Annotated in this window: 26 protein-coding genes and 1 other RNA gene; 16 read left to right on the top strand and 11 right to left on the bottom strand. The window is 64.3% G+C overall.

The features are described 5' to 3' along the window. Positions 1 to 85: 85 nt before the first annotated feature. The 6 genes from OKW26_RS31180 to OKW26_RS31155 all read left to right on the top strand — a co-directional run bounded on the left by OKW26_RS31180 (position 86) and on the right by OKW26_RS31155 (position 5,936). On the top strand, positions 86 to 1,042 hold the full coding sequence (locus OKW26_RS31180) for a LysR family transcriptional regulator (protein ID WP_184050911.1): 957 nt from the start codon (positions 86 to 88) through the stop codon (positions 1,040 to 1,042). A gap of 162 nt (positions 1,043 to 1,204) precedes the next feature. Beyond that, complete coding sequence (locus OKW26_RS31175; protein WP_184022933.1) at positions 1,205 to 2,527, top strand: Glu/Leu/Phe/Val family dehydrogenase; 1,323 nt, start codon at positions 1,205 to 1,207, stop codon at positions 2,525 to 2,527. Between the two features lie 284 nt (positions 2,528 to 2,811). Then, on the top strand, positions 2,812 to 3,705 hold the full coding sequence (locus OKW26_RS31170) for a glutamate/aspartate ABC transporter substrate-binding protein (protein WP_090801828.1): 894 nt from the start codon (positions 2,812 to 2,814) through the stop codon (positions 3,703 to 3,705). 91 nt (positions 3,706 to 3,796) lie between these two features. Beyond that, on the top strand, positions 3,797 to 4,537 hold the full coding sequence (locus OKW26_RS31165; protein WP_184058438.1) for an amino acid ABC transporter permease: 741 nt from the start codon (positions 3,797 to 3,799) through the stop codon (positions 4,535 to 4,537). Then, positions 4,537 to 5,214: a glutamate/aspartate ABC transporter permease GltK gene (gene gltK / locus OKW26_RS31160; protein ID WP_018421788.1), complete on the top strand. Its 678-nt coding sequence runs from the start codon at positions 4,537 to 4,539 to the stop codon at positions 5,212 to 5,214. The genes OKW26_RS31165 and gltK overlap by 1 nt, the downstream gene beginning before the upstream one ends. Beyond that, complete coding sequence (locus OKW26_RS31155; RefSeq protein ID WP_429356142.1) at positions 5,211 to 5,936, top strand: amino acid ABC transporter ATP-binding protein; 726 nt, start codon at positions 5,211 to 5,213, stop codon at positions 5,934 to 5,936. The genes gltK and OKW26_RS31155 overlap by 4 nt, the downstream gene beginning before the upstream one ends. 100 nt (positions 5,937 to 6,036) lie before the next feature. Here OKW26_RS31155 and OKW26_RS31150 read toward each other — a convergent pair whose 3' ends face one another. Then, complete coding sequence (locus tag OKW26_RS31150) at positions 6,037 to 6,996, bottom strand: class II glutamine amidotransferase (protein ID WP_184050901.1); 960 nt, start codon at positions 6,994 to 6,996, stop codon at positions 6,037 to 6,039. 163 nt (positions 6,997 to 7,159) lie between these two features. Between OKW26_RS31150 and pyrC the strand changes: the two genes are divergently transcribed. The 3 genes from pyrC to rnpB all read left to right on the top strand — a co-directional run bounded on the left by pyrC (position 7,160) and on the right by rnpB (position 9,611). Further along, positions 7,160 to 8,221 (top strand): dihydroorotase, encoded by a 1,062-nt coding sequence (pyrC, locus tag OKW26_RS31145; RefSeq protein ID WP_429356141.1) that lies wholly within the window; start codon positions 7,160 to 7,162, stop codon positions 8,219 to 8,221. An 11-nt stretch (positions 8,222 to 8,232) separates the two neighbouring features. Further along, entirely contained in the window at positions 8,233 to 9,162 is a 930-nt protein-coding gene (locus OKW26_RS31140) for a DUF3025 domain-containing protein (protein ID WP_429356140.1), read from the top strand. A gap of 35 nt (positions 9,163 to 9,197) precedes the next feature. Next, an RNA gene (gene rnpB, locus OKW26_RS31135) (RNase P RNA component class A) lies at positions 9,198 to 9,611 on the top strand. A gap of 86 nt (positions 9,612 to 9,697) precedes the next feature. Here the strand turns inward: rnpB and OKW26_RS31130 are convergent. Next, a complete protein-coding gene (locus tag OKW26_RS31130; protein WP_026226035.1) occupies positions 9,698 to 10,120 on the bottom strand; it encodes an OsmC family protein in 423 nt (140 codons plus the stop codon). Between the two features lie 637 nt (positions 10,121 to 10,757). On the opposite strand from OKW26_RS31130, the gene rplM reads away from it, so the two are divergent. The 3 genes from rplM to erpA all read left to right on the top strand — a co-directional run bounded on the left by rplM (position 10,758) and on the right by erpA (position 12,196). Then, positions 10,758 to 11,192, top strand: coding sequence for a 50S ribosomal protein L13 (gene rplM, locus OKW26_RS31125; RefSeq protein WP_090801822.1), 435 nt, complete (start codon positions 10,758 to 10,760; stop codon positions 11,190 to 11,192). 11 nt (positions 11,193 to 11,203) lie between these two features. Further along, positions 11,204 to 11,596 (top strand): 30S ribosomal protein S9, encoded by a 393-nt coding sequence (gene rpsI / locus OKW26_RS31120; RefSeq protein WP_011489810.1) that lies wholly within the window; start codon positions 11,204 to 11,206, stop codon positions 11,594 to 11,596. Between the two features lie 234 nt (positions 11,597 to 11,830). Continuing rightward, on the top strand, positions 11,831 to 12,196 hold the full coding sequence (gene erpA, locus OKW26_RS31115) for an iron-sulfur cluster insertion protein ErpA (protein ID WP_027198818.1): 366 nt from the start codon (positions 11,831 to 11,833) through the stop codon (positions 12,194 to 12,196). A gap of 122 nt (positions 12,197 to 12,318) precedes the next feature. On the opposite strand, the gene OKW26_RS31110 is transcribed toward erpA, so the two are convergent. After that, a complete protein-coding gene (locus OKW26_RS31110; protein WP_429356139.1) occupies positions 12,319 to 13,449 on the bottom strand; it encodes an anhydro-N-acetylmuramic acid kinase in 1,131 nt (376 codons plus the stop codon). A 179-nt stretch (positions 13,450 to 13,628) separates the two neighbouring features. On the opposite strand from OKW26_RS31110, the gene tyrS reads away from it, so the two are divergent. From tyrS to OKW26_RS31095, 3 genes are all read left to right on the top strand, one after another. Then, positions 13,629 to 14,879 carry a tyrosine--tRNA ligase gene (tyrS, locus tag OKW26_RS31105; RefSeq protein WP_184058432.1) on the top strand — a complete coding sequence of 417 codons (1,251 nt, stop codon included), beginning with the start codon at positions 13,629 to 13,631 and terminating at the stop codon, positions 14,877 to 14,879. Then, positions 14,876 to 15,334: a D-aminoacyl-tRNA deacylase gene (gene dtd, locus OKW26_RS31100; RefSeq protein ID WP_184022941.1), complete on the top strand. Its 459-nt coding sequence runs from the start codon at positions 14,876 to 14,878 to the stop codon at positions 15,332 to 15,334. Before tyrS ends, dtd begins: the two co-directional genes overlap by 4 nt. Before the next feature lie 102 nt (positions 15,335 to 15,436). Further along, positions 15,437 to 16,105, top strand: coding sequence for a histidine phosphatase family protein (locus OKW26_RS31095; RefSeq protein WP_184022942.1), 669 nt, complete (start codon positions 15,437 to 15,439; stop codon positions 16,103 to 16,105). Between the two features lie 36 nt (positions 16,106 to 16,141). On the opposite strand, the gene OKW26_RS31090 is transcribed toward OKW26_RS31095, so the two are convergent. The 4 genes from OKW26_RS31090 to ruvC all read right to left on the bottom strand — a co-directional run bounded on the left by OKW26_RS31090 (position 16,142) and on the right by ruvC (position 19,435). Then, positions 16,142 to 17,119 (bottom strand): oxygenase MpaB family protein, encoded by a 978-nt coding sequence (locus OKW26_RS31090; protein ID WP_429356138.1) that lies wholly within the window; start codon positions 17,117 to 17,119, stop codon positions 16,142 to 16,144. A 23-nt stretch (positions 17,120 to 17,142) separates the two neighbouring features. Beyond that, a complete protein-coding gene (ruvB, locus tag OKW26_RS31085; protein ID WP_090801816.1) occupies positions 17,143 to 18,204 on the bottom strand; it encodes a Holliday junction branch migration DNA helicase RuvB in 1,062 nt (353 codons plus the stop codon). Positions 18,205 to 18,234: 30 nt separating this feature from the next. Then, on the bottom strand, positions 18,235 to 18,816 hold the full coding sequence (gene ruvA / locus OKW26_RS31080; RefSeq protein WP_184022945.1) for a Holliday junction branch migration protein RuvA: 582 nt from the start codon (positions 18,814 to 18,816) through the stop codon (positions 18,235 to 18,237). A 76-nt stretch (positions 18,817 to 18,892) separates the two neighbouring features. Continuing rightward, positions 18,893 to 19,435, bottom strand: a complete 543-nt coding sequence (gene ruvC, locus OKW26_RS31075; protein WP_090801813.1) for a crossover junction endodeoxyribonuclease RuvC — start codon at positions 19,433 to 19,435, stop codon at positions 18,893 to 18,895. A gap of 130 nt (positions 19,436 to 19,565) precedes the next feature. Between ruvC and OKW26_RS31070 the strand changes: the two genes are divergently transcribed. Further along, a complete protein-coding gene (locus OKW26_RS31070; RefSeq protein ID WP_429356137.1) occupies positions 19,566 to 19,805 on the top strand; it encodes a hypothetical protein in 240 nt (79 codons plus the stop codon). 75 nt (positions 19,806 to 19,880) lie between these two features. Here OKW26_RS31070 and purH read toward each other — a convergent pair whose 3' ends face one another. From purH to OKW26_RS31050, 4 genes are all read right to left on the bottom strand, one after another. Further along, positions 19,881 to 21,446 carry a bifunctional phosphoribosylaminoimidazolecarboxamide formyltransferase/IMP cyclohydrolase gene (gene purH, locus OKW26_RS31065; RefSeq protein ID WP_429356136.1) on the bottom strand — a complete coding sequence of 522 codons (1,566 nt, stop codon included), beginning with the start codon at positions 21,444 to 21,446 and terminating at the stop codon, positions 19,881 to 19,883. Positions 21,447 to 21,501: 55 nt separating this feature from the next. Continuing rightward, entirely contained in the window at positions 21,502 to 21,735 is a 234-nt protein-coding gene (locus OKW26_RS31060) for a Fis family transcriptional regulator (protein WP_008919619.1), read from the bottom strand. Beyond that, complete coding sequence (dusB, locus tag OKW26_RS31055) at positions 21,732 to 22,808, bottom strand: tRNA dihydrouridine synthase DusB (RefSeq protein WP_090801809.1); 1,077 nt, start codon at positions 22,806 to 22,808, stop codon at positions 21,732 to 21,734. Before dusB ends, OKW26_RS31060 begins: the two co-directional genes overlap by 4 nt. Positions 22,809 to 22,996: 188 nt before the next feature. After that, the gene (locus tag OKW26_RS31050; protein WP_429356135.1) at positions 22,997 to 24,268 is read right to left on the bottom strand and encodes a UbiH/UbiF/VisC/COQ6 family ubiquinone biosynthesis hydroxylase; all 1,272 of its coding nucleotides are present in this window, start codon (positions 24,266 to 24,268) and stop codon (positions 22,997 to 22,999) included. Positions 24,269 to 24,271 lie beyond the last annotated feature (3 nt).

The following is a 24,271-nucleotide window of genomic DNA, read 5'->3' as shown; positions in this document are numbered from 1 at the left end:
CGCGATGGGCCCGCCCGGATGCGTGGGTCGCAATCCGCGCCGCTAGAATGCTGACTTCTTCCCTCTCGACGGCAAGCGCAATCGCATGGAACTGAAATGGCTCGAAGACTTCATTTCGCTCGCGGAAACGCGTAGCTTCAGCCGCTCGGCCGAGTTGCGCCACGTCACGCAGCCGGCTTTCTCGCGCCGCATCCAGGCGCTCGAAGCGTGGCTCGGCACGGAACTGATCGACCGTTCTGTTTATCCGACGCGGCTCACGGCGGCCGGTCAGGTGTTCAACGAGCAGGCGCTCGCGATGCTGTCGCAATTCCACGAGGCGCGTGCGCTGCTGCGCGGCCACACGGCGACGCCCCAGGCGACGATCGAATTCGCGGTCCCCCACACGCTGTCGCTCACTTACTTCCCGCGCTGGCTGCAGCGCATCGAGGCGCAGATGGGCCCGATCCACACGCGGCTGCGCGCGCTGAACGTGCACGACGCGGCGCTCTCGCTGGTGGAAGGCGGCTGCGATCTGATGATGGGCTACCACCATCCGAGCCATCCGGTCGCGCTCGATCCGGCGCGCTACGACATGCTGACGCTCGGCCACGAGCCGATCAGCCCGTTCTCGGCGCCGGCCCGCGCGGGGCGGCCGCGTCACACGCTGCCAGGCTCGGCCGATGCGCCCGCGCCGTATCTGTCGTACACGCCGAACGCGTACCTCGGGCGCATGACCGAGGTGATTCTCGCGAACGCGCCGGAGCGCCTGTACCTCGACCGGCTCTACGAAACCGACATGGCCGAGGGGCTCAAGGCGATGGCGCTCGCTGGTCACGGCATCGCGTTTCTGCCGCATAGCGCGGTCGAAGATGCGGTGGCCGAAGGCCGGCTGATCCGCCTCGATCGCGCGACGCGCGGCACGCCCGAAGGGCAACTGACGCTCAGCATGGAGATTCGCCTGTATCGCGACAAGCTCGCCGCGAAAAGCGACGACGCGCGCCAGATTCTCGTGCGCCGGTTGTGGGACGTGGTGTCGGAGGAACTCCGGCAGAGCGCCGCCTGAGCCGCGGCATAAAACTCAAACTCGAACCTGCCTCGCGACGACGCGAATTTGCGGCTTTGCGAACGTTATGCAAGAAAAACATAACGGGATAAGGAAACGGCATTGGATTTCGATACGGCGTTTTTCCACAATGCCCGTACTCGATCAAACGCCGGAGCGTTCATGTCATCCCAGCAACAAGCCGCAGAATCGGTACAAGCCGCCTCAACGTTGCAAGCCGTTCCCTCCTACCTCAATAAGGAAGACCTCGGCCCATGGGGCAACTATCTGCGCCAGGTCGACCGCGTCGCGCCGTATCTCGGTTCGCTGTCCCGCTGGCTCGAAACCCTGAAGCGCCCGAAGCGCATTCTCGTCGTCGACGTGCCCATCGAACTCGACAACGGCACGGTCGCGCACTTCGAGGGTTATCGCGTGCAACACAACGTGTCGCGCGGTCCGGGCAAGGGCGGCGTGCGTTATCACCAGGACGTTACGCTATCCGAAGTGATGGCGCTGTCCGCGTGGATGTCGGTGAAGAATGCGGCGGTGAACGTGCCGTACGGCGGCGCGAAGGGCGGCATCCGCGTCGATCCGCGCACGCTGTCGCGTGGCGAGCTCGAGCGCGTGACGCGCCGCTACACGAGCGAGATCGGCATCATCATCGGACCGAATACCGACATCCCCGCGCCGGACGTGAACACGAACGAGCAGATCATGGCGTGGATGATGGACACGTACTCGATGAATCAGGGCCAGACGGCCACCGGCGTCGTGACTGGCAAGCCGATCACGCTCGGCGGCTCGCTCGGCCGTCGCGAGGCGACCGGCCGCGGCGTGTTCGTGGTGGGCTGCGAAGCGGCTCGCCGCATCGGCTTCGACATCGAAGGCGCACGTATCGCGGTGCAGGGCTTCGGCAACGTCGGCGGCATCGCCGCGCGTCTGTTCCAGGAGGCGGGCGCGAAGGTCGTCGCGGTGCAGGACCATACAGGCTCGGTGTACAAGTCCACCGGCATCGACGCGGTCGCGCTGCTCGACTACGTCGCGAAGACGGGCGGCGTCGGCGGTTTCCCCGAAGCCGATGCGATCACCGGTGATGAGTTCTGGACCGTCGAGTCGGACATCCTGATTCCGGCGGCGCTGGAAAATCAGATCACCGAGAAAAACGCCGGCAAGATCAAGACCAGGATCATCGTCGAGGGCGCGAACGGCCCGACCACTACGGCGGCGGACGACATCCTGCACGATCGCGGCATCCTCGTGATTCCGGACGTGGTCGCGAATGCCGGCGGTGTGACAGTGTCATATTTCGAATGGGTCCAGGACTTCTCGAGCTTCTTCTGGACCGAGGACGAGATCAACGAGCGCCTCGAGCGCGTGATGCGCGAAGCGTTCGCGGCGGTGTGGCAGGTGTCGAGCGAGCAGAACGTGTCGGTGCGCACGGCTGCGTTCATCGTCGCGTGTAAGCGGATTTTGCAGGCGCGCGAGATGCGCGGCTTGTATCCGTGATGGACCGTGTCCTATCTTGTTTGAAACGGCGGTGACGCGGCCCGGTATCCGGGCCGGGAGGCGCACACCGCCGAAACTTCGTGCATCAACGCGGTCCACAAGACGGCGTGTTTGACCGGCGGGCGGCATCCTATCGATGCCGCCCGCCTTCTCATATGCGCGAAACGGCCGTGCCACGGCGCCGCGAGCCCATCGCGGCGTGCGCGCAACAGAATGGTTAATAGCGATACTTTCAGAAAAATTACTTTGTTACACTGGCGCCGGTTCTTGCCAAGGAGATCAAGATGAAGATTAAAAAAGCTGCGCTGCTGCTCGCGACTCTCGGACTGTTTACGGTTGGCGCGCATGCGCAAGACTCGGGCACACTGAAAAAGATCAAGGATACGGGCGTCATTTCGCTGGGCCATCGCGAATCGTCGATCCCGTTCTCCTATTACGACGAAAAGCAGAACGTGATCGGCTACTCGCAGGATTACGCGATGAAGATCGTCGAGGCCGTCAAGCAGAAGCTGAACATGCCGAACCTGAAGGTGAAGCTCGTGCCGGTCACGTCGCAGAACCGCATTCCGCTCGTGCAGAACGGCACGGTCGACATCGAGTGCGGCTCAACCACGAATAACCTCGAGCGTCAGCAACAGGCCGCCTTCACGAACACGATCTTCGTGATCGGCACGCGCCTGATGACCAAGAAAGATTCCGGCATCAAGGACTTCCCGGACCTGAAGGGCAAGACGGTCGTCACGACCGCCGGCACCACGTCCGAGCGCCTGCTTCGCAAGATGAACCAGGACAAGAACATGGGCATGAACATCATCAGCGCGAAGGATCACGGCGAATCGTTCCTGACGCTGTCGACGGGCCGTGCCGCCGCGTTCATGATGGACGACGCGCTGCTCGCCGGCGAGCGCGCCAAGTCGAGCAACCCGGGCGATTTCGTGATCGTCGGCACGCCGCAATCGCGGGAGGCGTACGGCTGCATGCTGCGCAAGAACGACCCCGACTTCAAGAAGGTCGCCGACGACGCCATCGCGAAGGTGCAAACGTCGGGCGAAGGCGAACAGATCTACAAGCGCTGGTTCGAATCGCCGATCCCGCCGAAGGGCCTGAACCTGAACTTCCCGATGAGCGACGATATGCGTGCGCTGTTCAAGAATCCGAACGACAAGGCAATCGACTAAACCCTAGCTGCTTTTTCGACACTTTCGAAACGCTGAACGCAACGGAAGGGGCCACGCGCTTCTTCCGTTTCTTTTTGCCGGAGTCTTGGCCATGTCATATCACTGGAACTGGGGCATTCTGCTGAGTCCCGTCTCCACGGGCGAGCCGACCACCTATCTGGGCTGGCTGTTCTCGGGGCTGCGGGTGACGGTCACCGTGTCGCTGTCGGCATGGGTGATCGCGCTGATCGTCGGCTCGCTCTTCGGTGTGCTGCGCACGGTGCCCAACAAATGGGCGTCGGGCGTCGGCACCGTCTACGTCGCGATTTTCCGTAACATTCCGCTGATCGTGCAGTTCTTCATCTGGTATCTGGTGATACCGGAGCTGCTGCCCGTGTCGATCGGCAACTGGTTCAAGCAATTGCCGCCGGGCGCGCAGTTCTTCTCATCGTCGATCGTGTGTCTGGGCCTCTTCACCGCCGCGCGCGTGTGCGAGCAGGTGCGCTCGGGCATCAACGCGTTGCCGCGCGGCCAGCGCGCGGCCGGTCTGGCGGTAGGCCTCACGCAGTGGCAGACGTATCGCTATGTGCTGCTGCCGGTCGCGTACCGCATCATCGTGCCGCCGCTCACCTCCGAGTTTCTGAACATCTTCAAGAACTCCGCGGTTGCCTCGACGATCGGTCTGCTCGATCTGTCCGCGCAGGCGCGCCAGCTCGTCGACTACACGTCGCAAACTTACGAGTCGTTCATCGCGGTCACGGTCGCATACATGCTGATCAATCTGATCGTGATGCAACTGATGCGCTGGGTCGAAGTGAAGGCCCGGCTGCCCGGCTATATCGGAGGAAAGTGATGCATCATTTCGACTGGAGCGGTATTCCGGGCGCGCTGCCTACGCTATGGACCGGCGCGATCATCACGTTCAAGATCACGCTGATCGCGATCGTATTCGGCATCATCTGGGGCACCATTCTCGCGATGTTTCGACTGTCGCCGATCAAGCCGCTCGGATGGTTCGCGCAGGCTTACGTGACGCTCTTCCGTTCGATCCCGCTCGTGATGGTGCTGCTGTGGTTCTTCCTGATCGTGCCGCAGGTGCTGCAAAGCGTGCTCGGTCTGTCGGCCGACATCGACATCCGGCTCGCCTCGGCGATGGTCGCGTTCTCGCTGTTCGAGGCCGCGTATTATTCGGAGATCATCCGCGCTGGCATTCAGGCGGTGCCGCGTGGTCAGGTCAACGCGTCGTTCGCGCTCGGCATGACCTATGGGCAGGCGATGCGCCTGATCGTGCTGCCGCAGGCGTTCCGCGCGATGGTGCCGCTGCTGCTCACGCAGGGTATCGTGCTGTTTCAGGATACGTCGCTCGTCTACGTGATCAGCCTCGCCGACTTCTTCCGCACGGCTACGAATATTGGCGATCGTGACGGCACGAACGTCGAGATGGTACTGTTCGCGGGCGCGTGTTATTTCGTGATCTGCGTGATCGCGTCGAGCCTCGTCAAAGGTCTTCAGAAAAAGGTCGCAAGATGATCTCTATCAAGAATGTTTCGAAGTGGTACGGCCATTTCCAGGTGCTGACCGACTGCACGACGGAAGTCAAAAAGGGCGAAGTGGTCGTGGTGTGCGGGCCGTCCGGTTCGGGCAAGTCCACGCTGATCAAGACCGTCAACGGACTCGAGCCGTTCCAGAAGGGCGAGATCGTCATCAAAGGCCAGTCACTGACCGACAAGAAAACCAATCTGTCGAAGCTGCGCTCGAAGGTCGGCATGGTGTTCCAGCACTTCGAACTGTTTCCGCATCTGTCGATCGTGCAGAACCTGACGCTCGCGCAGGTCAAGGTGCTCGGCCGCTCGAACGACGAGGCGACCGCGAAGGCCCTGAAGCTGCTCGATCGCGTCGGTCTGCGCGCACATGCGGACAAGTATCCGGGGCAGTTGTCCGGCGGTCAGCAGCAGCGCGTGGCGATTGCGCGTGCGCTCTCCATGGACCCGATCGCGATGCTGTTCGACGAGCCGACCTCGGCGCTCGATCCGGAGATGATCAACGAAGTGCTCGACGTGATGGTCGAACTCGCGCAGGAAGGCATGACGATGATGTGCGTGACGCACGAAATGGGCTTCGCGAAGAAGGTCGCGCATCGCGTGATTTTCATGGACAAGGGTTTGATCGTCGAAGACGACCGCAAGGAAGACTTCTTCGCGAATCCGAAGTCGGATCGCGCGAAGGATTTTCTCGCGAAGATTCTGCACTGAGGGTGGGTGCGCAGGCCTCGTTTCGGGGCTCGCGCGGGACGAAAAAAAGCCGCTCCGTGGAGCGGCTTTTTGTTTCGCACGCGTAGGGTGACGCGGCGGCTTACGACTCGAACGCTGCCGTGTCATCGGCGGCTTCGAGATCGGTTTCGCTGTCGGGTGAAAGCGTGGTTGCGCTCGTGCCCACCGCGTGCGCGCCGTTCGACGCCGCGATCGTCGTGGCCGACGCCGATGCGTCGAGTGCCGGATTGCGCAACTTTTCGAGCACCGACTGCGGCACCGGAATATTGGCGCGGCCGATCACGTCGCCATGCTGGAACATCAGCAGATCGCCGGGCTTGAACGCGGTCCACACTTCGTTGTCGGTCAGCGGCTTGGTCGCGATGACTGCGACGCGGTCTTCGGGTGTCGTGTATTTGGCGAAATCGATCGATACGTCCGCGTCGACCAGATGCGCGGTCGAAAACGGCCAGCGACGCACGACGTAATGCAGATGCGTCGAGCAATGCGCGAACAGGGCCTGGCCGTTAGACATCAGGAAATTGAACACGCCGTACTGCGTGATTTCACGCGTGAGCGTCTCGAGCGCGGCGAACAGCTCGTGAAGCGGCGGCTGCTGCGCGCCCGGAAAAGCCTTACGCAAACCTTCCAGTAGCGCGCAGAACGAGAGTTCGCTGTCGGTCGTGCCGACCGGCTGATACACGCCGTTCAGTTCCGGCGCGTAAGCCTGCAGATCGCCGTTATGCGCGAAGATCCAGTGACGCCCCCACAGTTCGCGCATGAACGGGTGGCAGTTTTCGAGCAGGATGTGCCCTTGCGTCGCCTTGCGGATGTGCGCGATCGTGTTTTTCGATTTGATCGGGTAGCGCTTGACCATCTCGGCGATCGGCGACGTGGCCGACGATTGATGATCGATGAACAAGCGGCACGCCTTGTCTTCAAAGAAAGCGATGCCCCAGCCGTCGGCGTGGTGATCGGTGACGCCGCCACGCGCCGCAAAGCCGGTAAAGGAAAACGTGACGTCCGTCGGCGCGGCGCAGTTCATTCCGAGAAGTTGGCACATGTTGCAGGTGAGCCTGTGAACGGAGTGAGCCGTTACAATGATGATTTCCCAAGCATATCACCGAGCCGGAGACGCCAAATAGCAAAATTGACATGTGTTCGGGCCGCTACAACGCGGTTTGACCGGTCGATCAGCGAGGCGCGCGAAGTCTCGTATTCCTGCCATGACTGCTTCCAACGTTTCCCCCCATGCCATCACACTGGTCCGCCCGGACGACTGGCATCTGCACGTGCGCGACGGCGCGATGCTCGCGGCCGTGCTGCCTGACACCGCTCGCCAGTTCGGTCGCGCGATCATCATGCCGAACCTGAAGCCGCCGGTCACGACGACCGCGATGGCGGAGGCATATCGCGAGCGCGTCATCGCCGCGATTCCCGAGGGCGCGAAATTCGAGCCGCTGATGACGCTGTACCTGACCGACAACACGCCGCCCGACGAGATCCGCCGCGCGCGCGAGAGCGGCTTCGTGCACGGCGTGAAGCTGTACCCGGCGGGCGCGACGACGAACTCCGACGCGGGCGTCACCGATCTGATGAAGTGCGCGAAGACGCTGGAAGTGATGCAGGAAGTCGGCATGCCGCTGCTCGTGCATGGCGAGGTGACCGATTCGGACATCGATCTGTTCGATCGCGAAAAGGTCTTCATCGATCGCGTGATGATGCCGCTGCGCCGCGCATTTCCGGCGCTGAAGGTCGTGTTCGAGCACATCACGACGAAGGACGCGGCCGACTACGTCCGCGAAGCGGGCGTCGCGCCGGAACTGCTTGGCGCTACGATCACCGCGCACCATCTGCTGTACAACCGCAACGCGATTTTCCAGGGCGGCATCCGTCCGCATTACTACTGCCTGCCGGTGCTCAAACGCGAGACCCATCGCGTCGCGCTGGTCGAGGCGGCGACCTCGGGCGATCCGCGCTTCTTCCTCGGCACCGACAGCGCGCCGCATCCGAAGGGGCTGAAGGAACACGCGTGCGGTTGCGCGGGCTGCTACACCGCGCTGCACGCGCTCGAGCTCTATACCGAAGCATTCGACAAGGCCGGCGCGCTCGACAAGCTCGAAGGCTTCGCGAGCTTCCATGGTCCGGACTTCTACCGTCTGCCGCGCAATACGGAGAAGGTCACGCTGCGTCGCGAGGAATGGACGCTGCCGGCCGAACTGCCGGCCGGCGATACGCCGGTCGTGCCGCTGCGAGGCGGGGAGTCGATTGGCTGGCGTCTCGTTTGAGGCTGCGGTAGATGCGGGAGCGTGAGGCGGGGCAGCGCGCTGCCAATATTGATAAGGCGGCGAAAGCGGGCTCCGCGGTAGCGCATGAAGCCGCGGCGACCAAAGCTGCGCGCGGCATGGCACCCGAGCCTCTGCCACAGTGCTTCGCCGCAATCGACTGGTCGAAGCCGTGGTTCGCGCAATTCGCCACACGCGGTCAGCGTTGGCAGCAAGCCGCGCTGACCGGCTACGCGGACCTTCTCGCCGCGATGAACGCCGACGCCGCCCAGATGCAACAGACCACCGGCCGCGGCCAGCCTCTTGCGTTCATCGCGCAGGACGACCTGCCACCGGGTGCCGCGTACGAGGGGCATATAGCGTCGACCGGTTGCGTGCCGACGCGCCACAATCTGCACGACTTCTTCAACGGTTCGATGTGGTTCGCGTTTCCGCGCATCAAGGCGGCGCTGAACGCGCGCCAGTCGGCGGAACTCGACGTGCTCGGCGTCGGCCCGACGCGTGGCGGTGTGCGCGACATGCTGACCCTCTTCGACGAAAACGCGCTGCTGTTCGCTTGCGCCGATTCTTCGCTGAGCGCCGCGCTACGCGGCTTCGAGTGGCAGACGCTGTTTGCCGCGTGGCGCGATGCGTGGGGGCGGCGCTGCGAAGTGCGGTGCTTCGGCCATGCGCTGCTCGAAAAGCTGATCGCGCCGTTCAAGGGCTGCACCGGCCATGCATGGATCGTCGACGTTCCGGAAGAGTATTTCGAATGGGACACCCCGACGCGCGACGCATGGCTCGATGAAGCCGTCAGCGCGGCGCTGCTCGGCCCCGACGCTTTGACGAGCCGGATGTTCGCGCCGCTGCCGGTGCTCGGCATTCCAGGCTGGTGGCCCGAGAACGAATCGCCGGCGTTCTACGACGACACGTCCGTGTTCCGCACGGGGCGACGCAAGCGCTAGGCGCTTCCAAGTTCGGTGTTAAAATTCGCGCCAGCAAAGCAGGCTAGGCAGTCGCGGCCTCGACGGCTTCGGCCAACGAGGGCGAGGAAAGTCCGGACTCCACAGGGCAGGGTGATGGCTAACGGCCATCCGTGGCGACACGCGGAACAGGGCAACAGAAAGCAAACCGCCGATGGCCCGGCGCAAGTCGGGATCAGGTAAGGGTGAAACGGTGCGGTAAGAGCGCACCGCGGCTGTCGCAAGGCAGACCGGCACGGTAACCTCCACCCGGAGCAATTCCAAGTAGGCAGGCGCGCATCTTCGCGATGCAGGACGGGGCCCCCGTCTCGTCTGCGGGTAGGAAGCTTGAGCGCGTCAGTAATGGCGCGCCTAGAGGAATGGCTGCCACGCGGGTCGAGTCTTCGGGCGCGGCGCGTGCACAGAATCCGGCTTATCGGCCTGCTTTGCCGCTGAATAAGGAAAGCCGGCGTCCGTTGGGACGCCGGCTTTTTCATTTGGGGCGGGGTGGCGGCCGTGGCCGCCATCGCTTTCGCGCTCAGAGCGCGACGATGTCGAACGAATGCGTGAGTTCGGCGGTCTTCGCGATCATGATCGACGCCGAGCAGTATTTGTCGTGCGAGAGGTTGATCGCGCGCTCGACGGTCGCCGGGTTCAGATTCTTGCCCGTCACCGTGAAGTGGAAGTGGATCTTCGTGAACACCTTCGGATCTTCGCTCGCGCGCTCGGCCTTCAGCGTCACCGAGCAGCCGGCGATCTCCTGGCGGCTCTTCTTCAGGATCATCACGACGTCGTAGGCGGTGCAGCCGCCGGTGCCGAGCAGCACCATTTCCATCGGGCGCGGCGCGAGGTTGCGTCCGCCACCCTCGGGTGCGCCGTCCATCGCGACCAGATGACCGCTGCCCGTCTCGGCCGCGAACGCCATCCCGTCTTGTCCCATCCAGCTTACTTTGCATTCCATGCTGTCACTCCCACCGCGCATCGCTTTGTCGAGACGGCATTGTAGCCCGGTGTCTGACGATTGGCGCACGCTGAGCGCATCCCGCGTCCATGCACGGTGATTGCTTTCTTGTTGCGGTGCGGAATGGGCGGGTGGTTCCAGAATTCCTCGGACAGTTTAGGGTACTTACTCTAAGGCATGTCTGATGCGATTCGAATTTTTTGGCCTTTAGTGCTTGAGCCAAAAGGAGTTTCGTCAAATGTCCTTCCTGCATCGGATCTGTCACATTGTGAAAACTAATTTCACAATGCAAATCTTCTTGCGTTGCACAAGGGTGACTCTTATAATTTACTTCATCGTTGCAGCAGTTCTGCAACCTCCGCTGTCTCCTCCACCTCCTCCTTTGGTGGATTAAACCCGAGCCGCTCGTTCGGGTTTTTTTTCGCCCCCGTTTGTCAGGCGTTTCGCCCCGTTTCCTGGCCGCTCGCGGCGAGCGCATCGCACGTTTTGACTTGCCAGCACAAATTCCTTTATAATTCAGGGCTTTTCCGCATCCGCGCCCGCGGAAGAAGAACCAGGGAGAGCCTGCACGCGCCTCGATGCGCACACTACAAGCAGGAAAGAACACATTGGGCGCAGCAATTTTTTTGGATCGATCATGAAGACGTTTTCCGCAAAAGCCCATGAGGTGACGCGCGAATGGTACGTGATTGACGCGACGGATAAGGTTCTCGGGCGTGTCGCCAGCGAAGTGGCACACCGTCTTCGCGGCAAGCACAAGCCTGAATTCACTCCCCACGTCGACACCGGTGATTTCATCATCGTCATCAACGCCGGCAAGCTGAAGGTCACGGGCAACAAGGTTACCGACAAGAAGTACTACCGTCACTCGGGCTACCCGGGCGGTATCTATGAAACGACGTTCGGCAAGATGCAGGAACGCTTCCCGGGCCGTGCGCTCGAGAAAGCGGTCAAGGGCATGCTGCCGAAGGGTCCGCTCGGCTACGCGATGATCAAGAAGCTGAAGGTCTACGCTGACGCAACGCATCCGCATTCGGCACAACAGCCGAAGGCGCTCGAGATCGAGATCTAAAGGGAGCCCACATGATCGGTAACTGGAATTACGGCACGGGCCGCCGCAAGAGTGCCGTCGCTCGCGTGTTCATCAAGGCAGGCAAGGGCGACATCGTTGTGAACGGCAAGCCCATCGCCGACTACTTCTCGCGCGAAACGTCGCTGATGATCGTGCGTCAGCCGCTGGAACTCACGAACCACGGTGTCACGTTCGACATCAAGGTCAACGTGACCGGCGGCGGTGAAACGGGTCAAGCAGGTGCGGTTCGCCACGGCATCACCCGCGCGCTGATGGACTATGACGCAACGCTGAAGCCGGAACTGTCGAAGGCTGGCTTCGTCACGCGTGACGCTCGTGAAGTCGAACGTAAGAAGGTCGGCTTCCACAAGGCGCGTCGCCGCAAGCAGTTCTCGAAGCGTTAATCGTTTCGGGCGTGAACCGGCCCTCGCGCCGGTTTGCAGCAAAAGCCGCCAACGCCACGCGCGAAGGCGGCTTTTTTTATGGTTTGCCGGGGTTCGCCGGCCGGCCTCGTTCGCTCAAGCGGCATCGGCTCGCCTTGCATCGACCTTGCAGCAAGAACCCATTGATTTTGTGGGCTTCAGCACGATATCCGGAACAGCCCTACAATATCGGCTAAAGCTATTTGGAGAGTTCGAATGAACGCAGTCACCGACACCCCCGTGACCGAGATGCCGGCCCCCTTCGTCTTCACCGACGCAGCGGCTGACAAGGTCAAGCAACTGATCGATGAGGAAGGCAACCCGGAGCTCAAGCTGCGCGTGTTCGTGCAGGGCGGCGGCTGCTCGGGCTTCCAGTACGGCTTCACGTTTGATGAAGCGATCAACGAAGACGACACCGTGATGAACAAGAGCGGCGTCCAGCTGCTGATCGACTCGATGAGCTACCAGTACCTGGTCGGCGCAGAGATCGACTACAAGGACGACATCAACGGCGCGCAGTTCGTCATCAAAAACCCGAACGCGAGCACGACCTGCGGTTGCGGTTCGTCGTTCTCGGTCTGAGCGGACAGGCTCTTCGTGCCACAGTGAAAACGGCGCCTCGGCGCCGTTTTTTTTATTGTTTTCGCGCCGCAGAGGCAACCCGCGACATCAAGAGGCGTGGGTTTGTTCGCATCTGCCTTTTCTCAGCGCGGGTAAATAGCCCCCAACACCCGCTCCGCGGATGCCCCGGTCACGCTTGGCAGACTGCCCGGCAGACGCGCGATGCAGCGCATCGCGAGCCACGCGAACGCGAGCGGCTCGACCTGGCTCGGCGGCACGCCGAGCGCGTCGGTCGTCATCACGGGCACGCCGCTTACACCACTGTCTTCGAGCGCCTGCTGCAACGCCTTCATGATCTCCGGATTGCGCGCGCCGCCGCCGCACAGGTACACGGCCCGCGCATCGGATGCATGCCGCTCAATCTCGCGCGCGACCGTCACCGCGGTCAGCGCGACGAGCGTCGCCTGTACGTCGGCTGGTGCGAGCGCGGAGAACGGCTCGAGCTTCGCATCGAGCCATGCGGTGTTGAACAGATCGCGGCCGGTGCTCTTGGGCGGCTGCTCTGCGAAGAATGGTTCGTCGAGCAACGCGTTCAGCAGCTTGCGATCGACCTGGCCACTCGCCGCGAAATGACCGTTTTCGTCGAATGGCTTGCCGAGCTGGCGCTCGGCCCATGCGTCGAGCAGCGCGTTCGCCGGGCCGCAGTCGAAGCCGCGCACGCCGCCGGTCGCGTTCAGGATCGTGATGTTGCTGATTCCGCCAAGATTGCAGACGACGCGCGTTTCGTCCTTCGCACCGAAGATCGTCGCGTGAAAAGCGGGCACGAGCGGCGCGCCCTGGCCGCCTGCCGCGACATCGCGGCTGCGGAAATCGGCGACCACGTCGATATGCAGCATTTCCGCGAGCAGCGCCGGGTTGTTGATCTGTCGCGTATACCCCTTTTCCGGCCGATGCCGCACGGTCTGCCCATGCACGCCGATCGCACGGACGTCATCGGCCGATACGCGGCTGTCGCGCAGCAGATCGTGGCAGCACACCGTGTAGCGCGTCGCGAGCGCGTTGGCGGCGAGCGCCTCGCGCTCGATCTCGTTGTCCCCCGGCTGTTGCAGCGCGAACAGCGCTTCGCGGATGCCGGCCGAAAAGCCGACGAACGCTTCGGCCAGCACCTCGGGCGGCTTCCCATTGGCAAACCGGACGGCCACGCCGTCCACACCGTCCATGCTGGTTCCCGACATCAGTCCGAAATAGATGCCGTCTGCGGGATCTTGCGCCACGTCGCTGCTCCTGTCGATGTTCATTCCGATTTGTTGTAGCAGATTATCGGCGCAAACGGCGAAGGCGACGCGAGCCGCAACGAATTGGCCCGTCGCGGGGCCGTGCGGGGCGCGTGAGAGGGCGCGGCGGCGCGCATCTATGGGACAATCCTGTTTTTTCGCGACTTCACGTTTCCAGCATGAGCACCGAGTCCACCCAGCCCAATCCCGCTTCCGCCTTCCCGATCACCGACGAAGTCCGTCACGCGCTCGCCGTGACCAGGCGCGGCGTCGACGAACTGCTGATCGAAGACGAATTCGCGCAAAAGCTCGCGCGCAGCGCGGCGACGGCCAAGCCGCTGCGCATCAAGCTCGGGCTCGATCCGACTGCACCCGACATCCACATCGGCCACACGGTCGTGCTGAACAAGATGCGCCAGTTGCAGGACCTCGGCCACACGGTGATTTTCCTGATCGGCGACTTCACGTCGCTGATCGGCGATCCGTCCGGGCGTAACGCGACCCGCCCGCCGCTTACGCGCGAGCAGATCGAATCGAACGCGAAGACCTATTTCGAGCAAGCCGCGCTGGTGCTCGATCGCGACAAGACCGAGATTCGCTACAACAGCGAATGGTCGATGCCGCTAGGCGCCGACGGCATGATCAAGCTTGCGTCGCGCTACACGGTCGCACGCATTCTCGAGCGCGAGGACTTCACGAAGCGCTTCCAGGGCGGCGTGCCGATCTCGATCCACGAATTCCTGTACCCGCTGATGCAGGGCTACGACTCGGTCGCGCTGAACGCGGACCTGGAGCTCGGTGGCACGGATCAGAAGTTCAACCTGCTGGTGGGTCGCGAGTTGCAGAAGCAGTACGGCCAGGAGCAGCAGTGCATCCTGACGATGCCGCTGCTCGAAGGGCTCGACGGCGTCGAGAAGATGTCGAAGTCGAAGAACAACTACATCGGCATCAGCGAAAAGCCGACCGACATGTTCGGCAAGCTGATGAGCATCTCCGACACGCTGATGTGGCGTTACTTCGAACTGCTGTCGTTCCGTCCGATGGATGAGATCGCCGGCTTCAAGAGTGAAGCCGACGCGGGCCGTAATCCGCGCGATTTCAAGGTGATGCTCGGCCAGGAAATCGTCGCGCGTTTCCACTCGCAGGCGGACGCCGAACGCGCGCTCGAGGACTTCAACCATCGCGCGAAGGGCGGCGTGCCCGACGACATCCCGGCCGTGACGCTCGCGGGCGCACCGCTCGCGATCGGCCAGTTGCTGAAGCAGGCGAACCTCGTACCGTCGACGAGCGAGGCGCTGCGCAACATCGAGCAAGGCGGCGTGAAGATCGACGGCGCAGCGGTGTCCGACAAGGGCCTGAAGGTCGAAGCGGGCGAGTACGTCGTGCAGGTCGGCAAGCGCCGTTTCGCGCGCGTGACGCTGACGGCGTGATCGCGCTGATCCAACGCGTGCGGCGCGCCGAAGTGCGCGTCGCCGATCGCGTGACCGGCGCGATCGACGCGGGCCTGCTCGCGCTCGTCTGCGCGGAGCGCGGCGACACCGAGGCCACGGCCGACAAGCTGCTCGCCAAGGTGCTCGGTTACCGCGTGTTCAGCGACGCGGCCGGCAAGATGAACCTGTCGGTGCAGAATCTCGACGGCGCCGGACGCGCGGGCGGCCTGCTGCTCGTGTCGCAGTTCACGCTCGCGGCCGATACCAACAGCGGCCTGCGCCCGAGCTTCACGCCGGCCGCGCCGCCCGACGAGGGCAAGCGCCTGTTCGACTACTTCGTCGCGGCCGCGCGCGCGAAGCATCCGATCGTCGAGACTGGCGAGTTCGGCGCGGATATGCAGGTGTCGCTCGTCAACGACGGGCCGGTCACGTTCTGGTTGCAGACCAACGCGTAAAAGAACGCAAACGTTCGAGCACGCCGTCGCCGCAGGCGAGCCGTGCCGCTGCTTTTTGCCACAATAGTCGCTCGACACAACCGCGAACGGCACCTCTCTCTCATGACGACGCAGATCCTGTTTATCCGGCACGGCGAGACCGACTGGAACCGCATCAAGCGCATTCAAGGCCACATCGACATTCCGCTCGCGACGACCGGCGTCGCGCAGGCGCGACGTCTCGCGCAGCGCCTCGCCGACGAGGCGAAGCAGGGCGCGCGGCTCGACGCGATCTATTCGAGCGACTTGCAGCGCGCGCAGCAGACCGCGCAGCCGATCGGCGAGGCGCTCGGCCTGCCGCTGCAGTCGCGCGAGAACTTGCGCGAGCGCTCGTACGGCGCGTTCCAGGGCCATGACAGCGACGAGATCGCGCTGCGTTTCCCCGACGAATACGCGCAGTGGCAAACCCGCGATCCCGGCTTTGCGCCGCCCGAGGGCGAGTCGCACCGCGTGTTCTACCACCGCATCGTGCATGCGATCGAGCCGCTCGTCGCCGCGCATCCGGGCGGGCGCATCGCCTGTGTCACGCATGGCGGCGTGCTCGACTGCGTGCGCCGCTTTGCAACCGGCATGCGGCTCGACGCACCGCGCGACTACCCGCTGCTGAACACCAGCCTGAACGTCGTGGATTACGGGGACGGTCGCGCGACGATCGTGTCGTGGGCGGACGTAACGCATCTCGACGCGGGCAGCGCCGACGATGATGGTTTCAGGAAGGGACCGGGGCGGTAAGCGAAGGCGGGCAATGGCCCGAGACGCGTGCCGCAATCAATCCTGCTCCCGCACCGCCGCCGCCGCGCGGCGCCGAGCCCGCTTCGATACTCCATTGACCAGCGCCCAGCGGATCACCGGCGCGACGACCCGCACGCCAGGCCGCGCGAAGGTTCGACGCAGCGCCGCGTGGCGATTCAAGCCGAGCATCGTCTGCGCCCAGTCGGGCAACAGATCGACCCCCGCGTTGAGCATTAGCGTGCCAGCGGGCCGCATCGCGAAGCTCGGTGCCGGCGCGTTCATCAGAATACTCACGACTTCGCGCGTGCGCTCGCTCGCGACGAGCGCGGGCCGCATCGCGAGCAGGTACGCCTCGATCTCGGCGCGCGAGCGCGGAATATCGACGGCGCCGAGCATTTCCGCGATGCGCGCGGTTTCCGCGAAGTATTGATCCTGCGCCGCGACGGACAGCACCGGATTCACATAGCGCAGATGCGCGGTCATGAAGCTCGACACTTCCGCGACGTGCACCCACGTCAGCAGCGCGGGCTCGCTCGCGCGATACGACTGGCCGTCCGGTGCGACGCCGGTCACGTCGAGATGAATGCGCTTCACGCGCTCGATCAGCGCGAGCGCATCGTTCTTGCTGCCGTACGTTGTGCCGGCGATGAACGTCGCCGTGCGACGCAGCCGGCCCAGGATGTCGGTGCGAAAGCTCGAGTGATCCCAGACGCCCGCGAGCGCGAGCGGATGCAGCGCCTGAAGCAGCAGCGCGCTGATGCCGCCGGTCATCATCGACGTGAAGTCGGCGTGGACCTTCCAGCAGACGGAGTCCGGCCCGAACAGACCGGGGTCGCCCGGCGGCGACGAGTAGTCGAGCACCGGTCCGCTGCCGGTCGTCAGATGCGTGACGCCGGCGGCGAGCTTCGAGCGCAGGCGGTGGGTGAGGCGCTGCGTGACATTGCCGGACGGGTCGCCGGCGGGATTGACAGGTGAACGGTTGGAAGGGCCGGGTTGCTGGGTCTGGTCTGACATCCTGGTCGGCCTCGTCGCGTGACTCAGTTCGTGGAATCCCACAGACCCGGCCGCGCGCTCGCCGAATCCGGCGCGGCCAGCCCGAAATGCCGGTACGTGAGCAGCGTGGCGATGCGGCCGCGTGGCGTGCGCTGCAGGAAGCCCTGCTGGATCAGATACGGCTCGAGCACGTCTTCGATCGTGTCGCGCTCCTCGCCGATTGCCGCCGCGAGATTGTCGACGCCAACCGGGCCGCCGTCGAACTTGTGCAGGATCGCTTCGAGCAGCTTGCGGTCCATCAGGTCGAAGCCGACCGCGTCGACGTCGAGCATCCTGAGCGCGGCGTCGGCCACCTGCGCGGTGATGTTGCCGTCGGCCTTCACTTCGGCGAAGTCGCGTACGCGCCGTAGCAGGCGGTTCGCGATACGCGGCGTGCCGCGCGCGCGACGGGCGATTTCGACCGCGCCGTCCGGATGGATCTGCGCGCCGAGCAGCGCGGCCGAACGCGTGACGATGCGCGCGAGCTCCTCGGCGTTATAGAACTCGAGTCGCGCGACGATGCCGAAGCGGTCGCGCAGCGGATTGGTCAGCATACCCGCGCGCGTGGTCGCGCCGACCAGCGTGAACGGCTGCAGATCGAGCTTCACGCTGCGCGCGGCCGGCCCTTCGCCGATCATGATGTCGATCTGATAATCCTCGAGCGCTGGATACAGGATTTCCTCGACGACCGGCGAGAGCCGGTGGATTTCGTCGATGAACAGCACGTCGTTGGCTTCGAGATTGGTCAGCAGCGCGGCGAGGTCGCCGGCGCGTTCGAGCACCGGCCCCGACGTTTGCCGCAGATTGACGCCCATCTCGCGCGCGATGATGTGCGCGAGCGTGGTCTTGCCGAGGCCCGGCGGCCCGAACAGCAGCACGTGGTCCAGCGATTCGGAACGGCGCTTCGCGGCCTCGATGAAGATTTCGAGCTGGCCGCGCACTTTCTCCTGCCCGACATATTCGTCGAGCTGACGCGGGCGCAGCGCGCGCTCGAACGCTTCTTCGTTCGGCGACACGGGCGTGGCCGCGATGATGCGCTCGGCGGCGAGTTTGTCGGTTTCGATCATGCGGTCATTGTACCGCGCGTGGCTTGGCGCTTAGCCCTTCGACAGCGCCTTCAACGCGAGCTTGATGCCCTCGGACACGCCCGTACCGGCCGGCACGTTCTTGATTGCCGCGAGCGCTTCTTTTTCCGAGTAGCCGAGCGCGAGCAGCGCATTGAGGATGTCGGACGCGTGGTCGGATGGCGACGCGGCGCCCGCCATCGCGCCGAGGTCGGCGCCGAGCTTGCCCTTCAGTTCGAGCAGCAGCCGCTCGGCGGTCTTCTTGCCGATGCCCGGTACACGCGTGAGGCGCGCGGCGTCCTGCATCGTGACGGTCTGCGCGAGCTCCGCGACGCTCATGCCCGACAGCACCGCGAGCGCCATGCGCGCGCCGATGCCGGAAATCTTCAGCAGCTCGCGGAACGTCGAGCGTTCCTGCGCGGTGCCGAAGCCGTACAGCAGATGCGCGTCCTCGCGAACGATCATCTGCGTGAGCAGCACGATGCGCTCGCCGGTCGACGGCAGGTTGTAGAAGGTGCTCATCGGCACGTCCACTTCATAGCCGACGCCGTTGCAGTCGACGAGCAGATGCGGCGGATTTTTTTCCAGCAGAACGCCGGCAATGCGACCGATCATGGCGGATTAGTTTTCAGAGTCGGATGGGAAAGCGCGAGTGTAGCGCAGCGGATCGGCGGCGCGGGGCATAGTTGCGCTAGCCCACCAGACGCCCGCGCCGCACTCGCAAGCCCTTCTTCGCGAGCGCCGGTGCGATGCCGCCGAGCGTGCTCAGCGTCGAGCCGCCGTGCGCGTGGCAGATGGCCATGCCGAGCGCGTCGGCGGCGTCGGTGCCGGGCACGCCCGCCAGGCTCAGCAGCCGCACGACCATCTGCTGCATTTGCTCCTTGGTCGCGCGGCCATAGCCGACCACCGACTGCTTCAGCTGCAGCGCGGTGTATTCGGCGACCGGCACGCCGCCCGCGACGAGCCCGCAGATCGCGGCGCCGCGCGCCTGGCCGAGCAGCAGCGTCGACTGCGGATTGACGTTGACGAAGACTTTTTCGATGGCCGCCTGATCCGGCGCGTGCTCGCGGATCAGCGTCGAGATGCCCGCGAAGATGGTGCCGAGCCGCGACGGCAGATCGGCGTCGGCGGTGCGGATCACGCCGCTCGCGACGTAGCTCAGTGTGTGGCCGTGTTGTTCGATCACGCCGAAGCCGGTCACGCGCAGGCCGGGGTCGATGCCGAGAATTCTCATGAGGTGCCGCACAAGCGATAAAAACCAGGTGCCTGCGATACTACATCGAATGCGGCGCGCGGCGGCCCGCTGGCAGCATGCTTAGCGGAATAAAAGCTGCTAAAGGCTTTGCAAAGGAGGGCAATCGAGAATGGAGCGCTACCGCAATCTCAGCGGCGACTCGGGTGTCGACGCTTACGAAATCGGCGACGATTTCATCAAGGTGCGCTTTCGGCCGGGCGTCGTGTATTGGTACACAGAGGCGAGTGTCGGCGCCGAACATGTCGCGGTGCTTAAGCGTCTCGCGCGGCGGGGCCGGGGTTTGGGCACGTACATCAGCCAGCATGCGCAGGTGCGGGACGGTTACGCGCGCAAAAAGCCTGACGATTGAACGCGTCGCCGCGAAACAAAAGGCCCGGCGGGACAACCCGCCGGGCCTGTCTTGCGGCTACCGAACTTCAGCCGATCAATGACGGAAGTGACGCACGCCAGTCAGCACCATCGCGATGTTGTGCTCGTCGGCGGCGCTGACCACTTCGTCGTCGCGCACCGAGCCGCCCGGCTGGATCACGCAGGTCGCGCCTGCCGCGACGACCACGTCGAGACCGTCGCGGAACGGGAAGAACGCGTCCGATGCGACCGCCGAACCGGCCAGCGTCAGACCGGCGTTCTGCGCCTTGATGCTCGCGATGCGCGCCGAGTCCACGCGGCTCATCTGGCCCGCGCCGACGCCGAGCGTCATACCGTTCGCGCAGAACACGATTGCGTTCGACTTCACGTACTTCGCGACTCGCCATGCGAACAGCAGGTCGTCCATTTCCTTCGGCGTCGGATGACGCTTCGTGACGACGCGCAACTCGCGCGGCTGCACGTTCTTCGAGTCGAGCGACTGCACGAGCAGTCCGCCGCCGACGCGCTTCAGATCGAACGTGTTATGGCCTTCGCCCAACGTGATTTCGAGCAGACGCACGTTCTGCTTCGCCGCGAACACCTGACGCGCTTCGGCGCTGAACGACGGCGCGATCAGCACTTCGACGAACTGCTTCGCCACCGCTTGCGCGCTCGCTTCGTCGACTTCACGGTTGAACGCGATGATGCCGCCGAACGCCGAGGTCGGATCGGTCTGGAATGCTTTCGAATACGCTTCGTGAGCGTCCGCGCCGAGCGCGACGCCGCACGGATTCGCGTGTTTGACGATCACGCAGGCCGGCACGTCGAAGGTCTTCACGCATTCCCACGCCGCGTCGGAGTCGGCGATGTTGTTGTACGACAGTTCCTTGCCCTGCAACTGGTTGTAATTCGCGAGCGCGCCGGCCGGCACCGCCAGGTCGCGGTAGAACGCCGCGCTCTGATGCGGGTTTTCGCCGTAGCGCAGGTCCTGCACCTTGTCGAACGCCATGTTGAAGGTGGCCGGGTACTCGTTGCGCGACGAATGCTTCAATTCGTCGGTCAGGCTCGTCAGGTAGTTCGTGATCGCGCCGTCGTATTGCGCGGTGTGCGCGTACACCTTGGTCGCGAGGCGGAAGTTCGTCTTGTACGACACCGTGTTGCCGTTCGAGCGCATTTCGTCGAGCACGACCGCGTAGTCGGCCGGATCGACCACCACCGTCACGTCGCGGTGATTCTTCGCGGCCGAGCGCAGCATCGTCGGGCCGCCGATGTCGATGTTCTCGATCGCGTCCTCGAGCGAGCACTCTTCCTTCGACACGGTCTGCACGAACGGGTACAGGTTCACGACCAGCAGGTCGATGGTCGGAATGTCGTGCTTCTCGAGCGCGGCCATGTGCTCGGGCAGGTCGCGGCGCGCGAGGATGCCGCCGTGCACCTTCGGATGCAGCGTTTTCACGCGCCCGTCGAGCATTTCCGGGAAACCCGTGTAGTCGGCGACTTCGGTGACGGACAGGCCCGCGTCCGCGAGCAGTTTCGCGGTGCCGCCGGTCGACAGGATCTTAATGCCGAGGTCCGACAGCGATGTGGCGAAGTCGACGATGCCGGACTTGTCGGAAACGGAGATGAGCGCTTGCTTGATCATGATGAAGACGAAAAGCCGAAGGGAAACGTGGCAGGGCGCGAGAAACTACGACGCGCTACAGCAAACCGTGTTGTTGCAGCTTCTTGCGCAGCGTATTGCGGTTGATGCCGAGATACTCGGCGGCCAGCGACTGGTTGCCGCCGGCCTGCTCGAGCACCACTTCGAGCAAGGGTTTTTCCACGCATGAAATGACCATGTCGTAGACGTCGTGCGGATTGGAGCCGTCGAGATCCTGGAAATACACGTCCAGGCTGTCGCGGACAGATTGTTCGATGTTGTTCTTGCTCATGCTGCCAGTCGGTCGGAGTTGTCCTCGCTCTCGCTGTCGAGCCCGGGGTTGCCGGGCGCTTCGTCGACGTAGACGAGGCGGTCTGAGATCGCCTTTTGCGCGTCAAAGAACTCGTTGACGGCGAGGAGTTGTTCGCGCGTGGTGTCCAGCGTATTCATGCGATGCCGGAACAGGTTGGCGCCGGAAAGGCCGCGAGTGTACCAGCCGATGTGCTTGCGCGCAGTGCGGACACCGGTAAATTCCCCGTAAAAAGCGTAGTGATCTTCGAGATGTTCGTTCATCACCTGCTGGATTTCGTCGATGCGCGGCGGCGGCAGCAACTCGCCCGTTTGCAGGAAATGCTCGATCTCGCGAAAGAGCCACGGACGCCCCTGCGCGGCGCGCCCGATCATGATCGCGTCCGCGCCGGTCGCGGCGAGCACCTCGCGCGCCTTTTGCGGCGACGTGATGTCGCCGTTCGCGACGACCGGAATGCGCACCGCCGCCTTTACCGCGGCGATGGTTTCGTACTCGGCGTCGCCGTGGTACAGGTCCGCGCGCGTGCGGCCGTGCACGGTCAGCATCGAAATGCCCGCTGCTTGCGCGAGACGCGCGACGTTCAGCGCGTTTTTGTTCTCGCGATTCCAGCCGGTGCGGATTTTCAGCGTGACGGGCACCGCGTCGGGCCCGACGCCGACCGCGTTCACGACGGCCTCGACGATGCGCTGCACGAGCGGTTCGTTTTGCAGCAGCGCCGAGCCGGCCGCGACGTTGCAGACCTTCTTGGCGGGGCAGCCCATGTTGATGTCGATGATCTGCGCGCCGTTCGCGACGTTGTAGCGGGCGGCTTCGGCCATCATCTCCGGGTCCGCGCCGGCGATCTGCACCGCGATCGGCTCGACCTCGCCTTCGTGGTTCGCGCGGCGCATGGTCTTTTCGCTCTTCCACAGCTGCGCGTTCGACGCGACCATTTCCGACACCGCATAGCCCGCGCCGAGCCGTTTGCACAGCTGGCGGAACGGTCGGTCGGTCACGCCGGCCATCGGGGCGACGAACAGGTTGTTACGCAGATTGTGGGGGCCGAGAGGGGGCATGGCGTGAGCGCGCGCCGACGACGGGCCAGGATTTGACAATCGTGACAACCGGCGCAGCGCGAAATGCGAGGGAAAACCGCTATTTTAGCGTTAACGGGTTGCCGGGACTCGCGAACCGAGTCTCGTAACCCGTTAAATCTTCTATGAAAGTCGCCCGGCTCATAGAACCGCGCAGCGATTTCTCGCGCTTAACGGCGCTGGCCGAACATCATCTGCCGGGCGAGCGCGGTTTTGACCGGCGGCACGAATTCGAGTGCGGTCAGGGCGAGGCCGCGCAGTACCGCGAGCGGCGCGAAGTCGATGGTAAAGAGGCGCGCGAGCGTGTCGGTCGAGCCGATCGTCAGGCGCCGGTCGAGCGCGCGGCGTTGCGCGAAGGTGGCGAGCGCGAGCGGGGTCGGGCCTTCGGCCGATAGCGCGTCGACGAGCGCATGCGCATCGCGCAAGCCCAGATTGAGGCCCTGGCCCGCCACTGGATGCAACGTCTGCGCCGCATTGCCGATCGCGACGATGTGGCCGTTCACCAGCGTGTCGACCGTGTTGAGACCGAGCGGGAACGACGCGCGACCCTTGATGTGCGTAAAGCGGCCCATGCGGTTGCCGAACGCGGCGTCGAGCTCGCGCAGGAACGCTTCGTCGGAAAGCCGCGCGCGGCGCGCGGCTTCGTCGGGCGCGCAGCACCAGACGAGCGCGTAGTCGGCACCACGCACGCCACCCATCGGCAGTAGCGCGATCGGACCTTGCGACGTGAAGCGCTCCCATGCGACGTGCGGCTGCGGCGCGGACACGGTGACCGTGCCGACCAGCGCGGTCTGGCCGTAGTCGCGCGAGCCGGCGCTGTTTTTACCGATGTCGCGTGCGCCGGCGTATTCGTCCGTGGCGCGGCTCGGATTTTTCGCGTGCTTCTGGTCGCCGAACAGGCCGCCCTCGGCGTTGACCAGAATCCGCGTGCGCAACTGGCGCGCGACGCCCGCGGTTTCGATCGGCAGCGTGACGCCGTCGAGCTCCTGAACCGGCGCGCCGGCCGAGGTCGAGCGGAACCAGTGGACCGGCGTCGCATGCACGGCGTCGGCGAGGCCGTGCACGATCGAGCCATAGCGCAGCACGTAGCCGAGCGCGGGCAGGCCGTGCTCGCGATGATCGATCAGCGTGCGGCCGAAATGACCGCGTTGCGACACGTGGATGCGCTCGATCGCGGTGGCGTCGGCGGGCCAGCACAGCGGCTCGAGGATCATCCGGCTGCCGTGCGAGACCGCGATCGCGCGCGGATCGGCGATCGAGTCTTCCGGCTCGCGCGCGTCGACGAGCGCGATCTTCAGCTCGCGCGTCACGCTGCGGCGCGCGAGCCAGCCGGCGAGCGCGAGGCCGACCGGCCCGGCGCCGACGATCGTCACGTCGAAATCGAACCCCTGCTGGTGGGAGGCGGGCCTCAGGATCACCGCCGAGGGAGATGCTTCGTTCATCGC

Source organism: Paraburkholderia sp. 32 (assembly GCF_050435345.1).
Taxonomy (GTDB): Bacteria; Pseudomonadota; Gammaproteobacteria; order Burkholderiales; family Burkholderiaceae; genus Paraburkholderia; species Paraburkholderia tuberum.
Note: the sequence above shows the minus strand (reverse complement) of the source record. Positions and strands in the feature narration are given on the sequence as shown.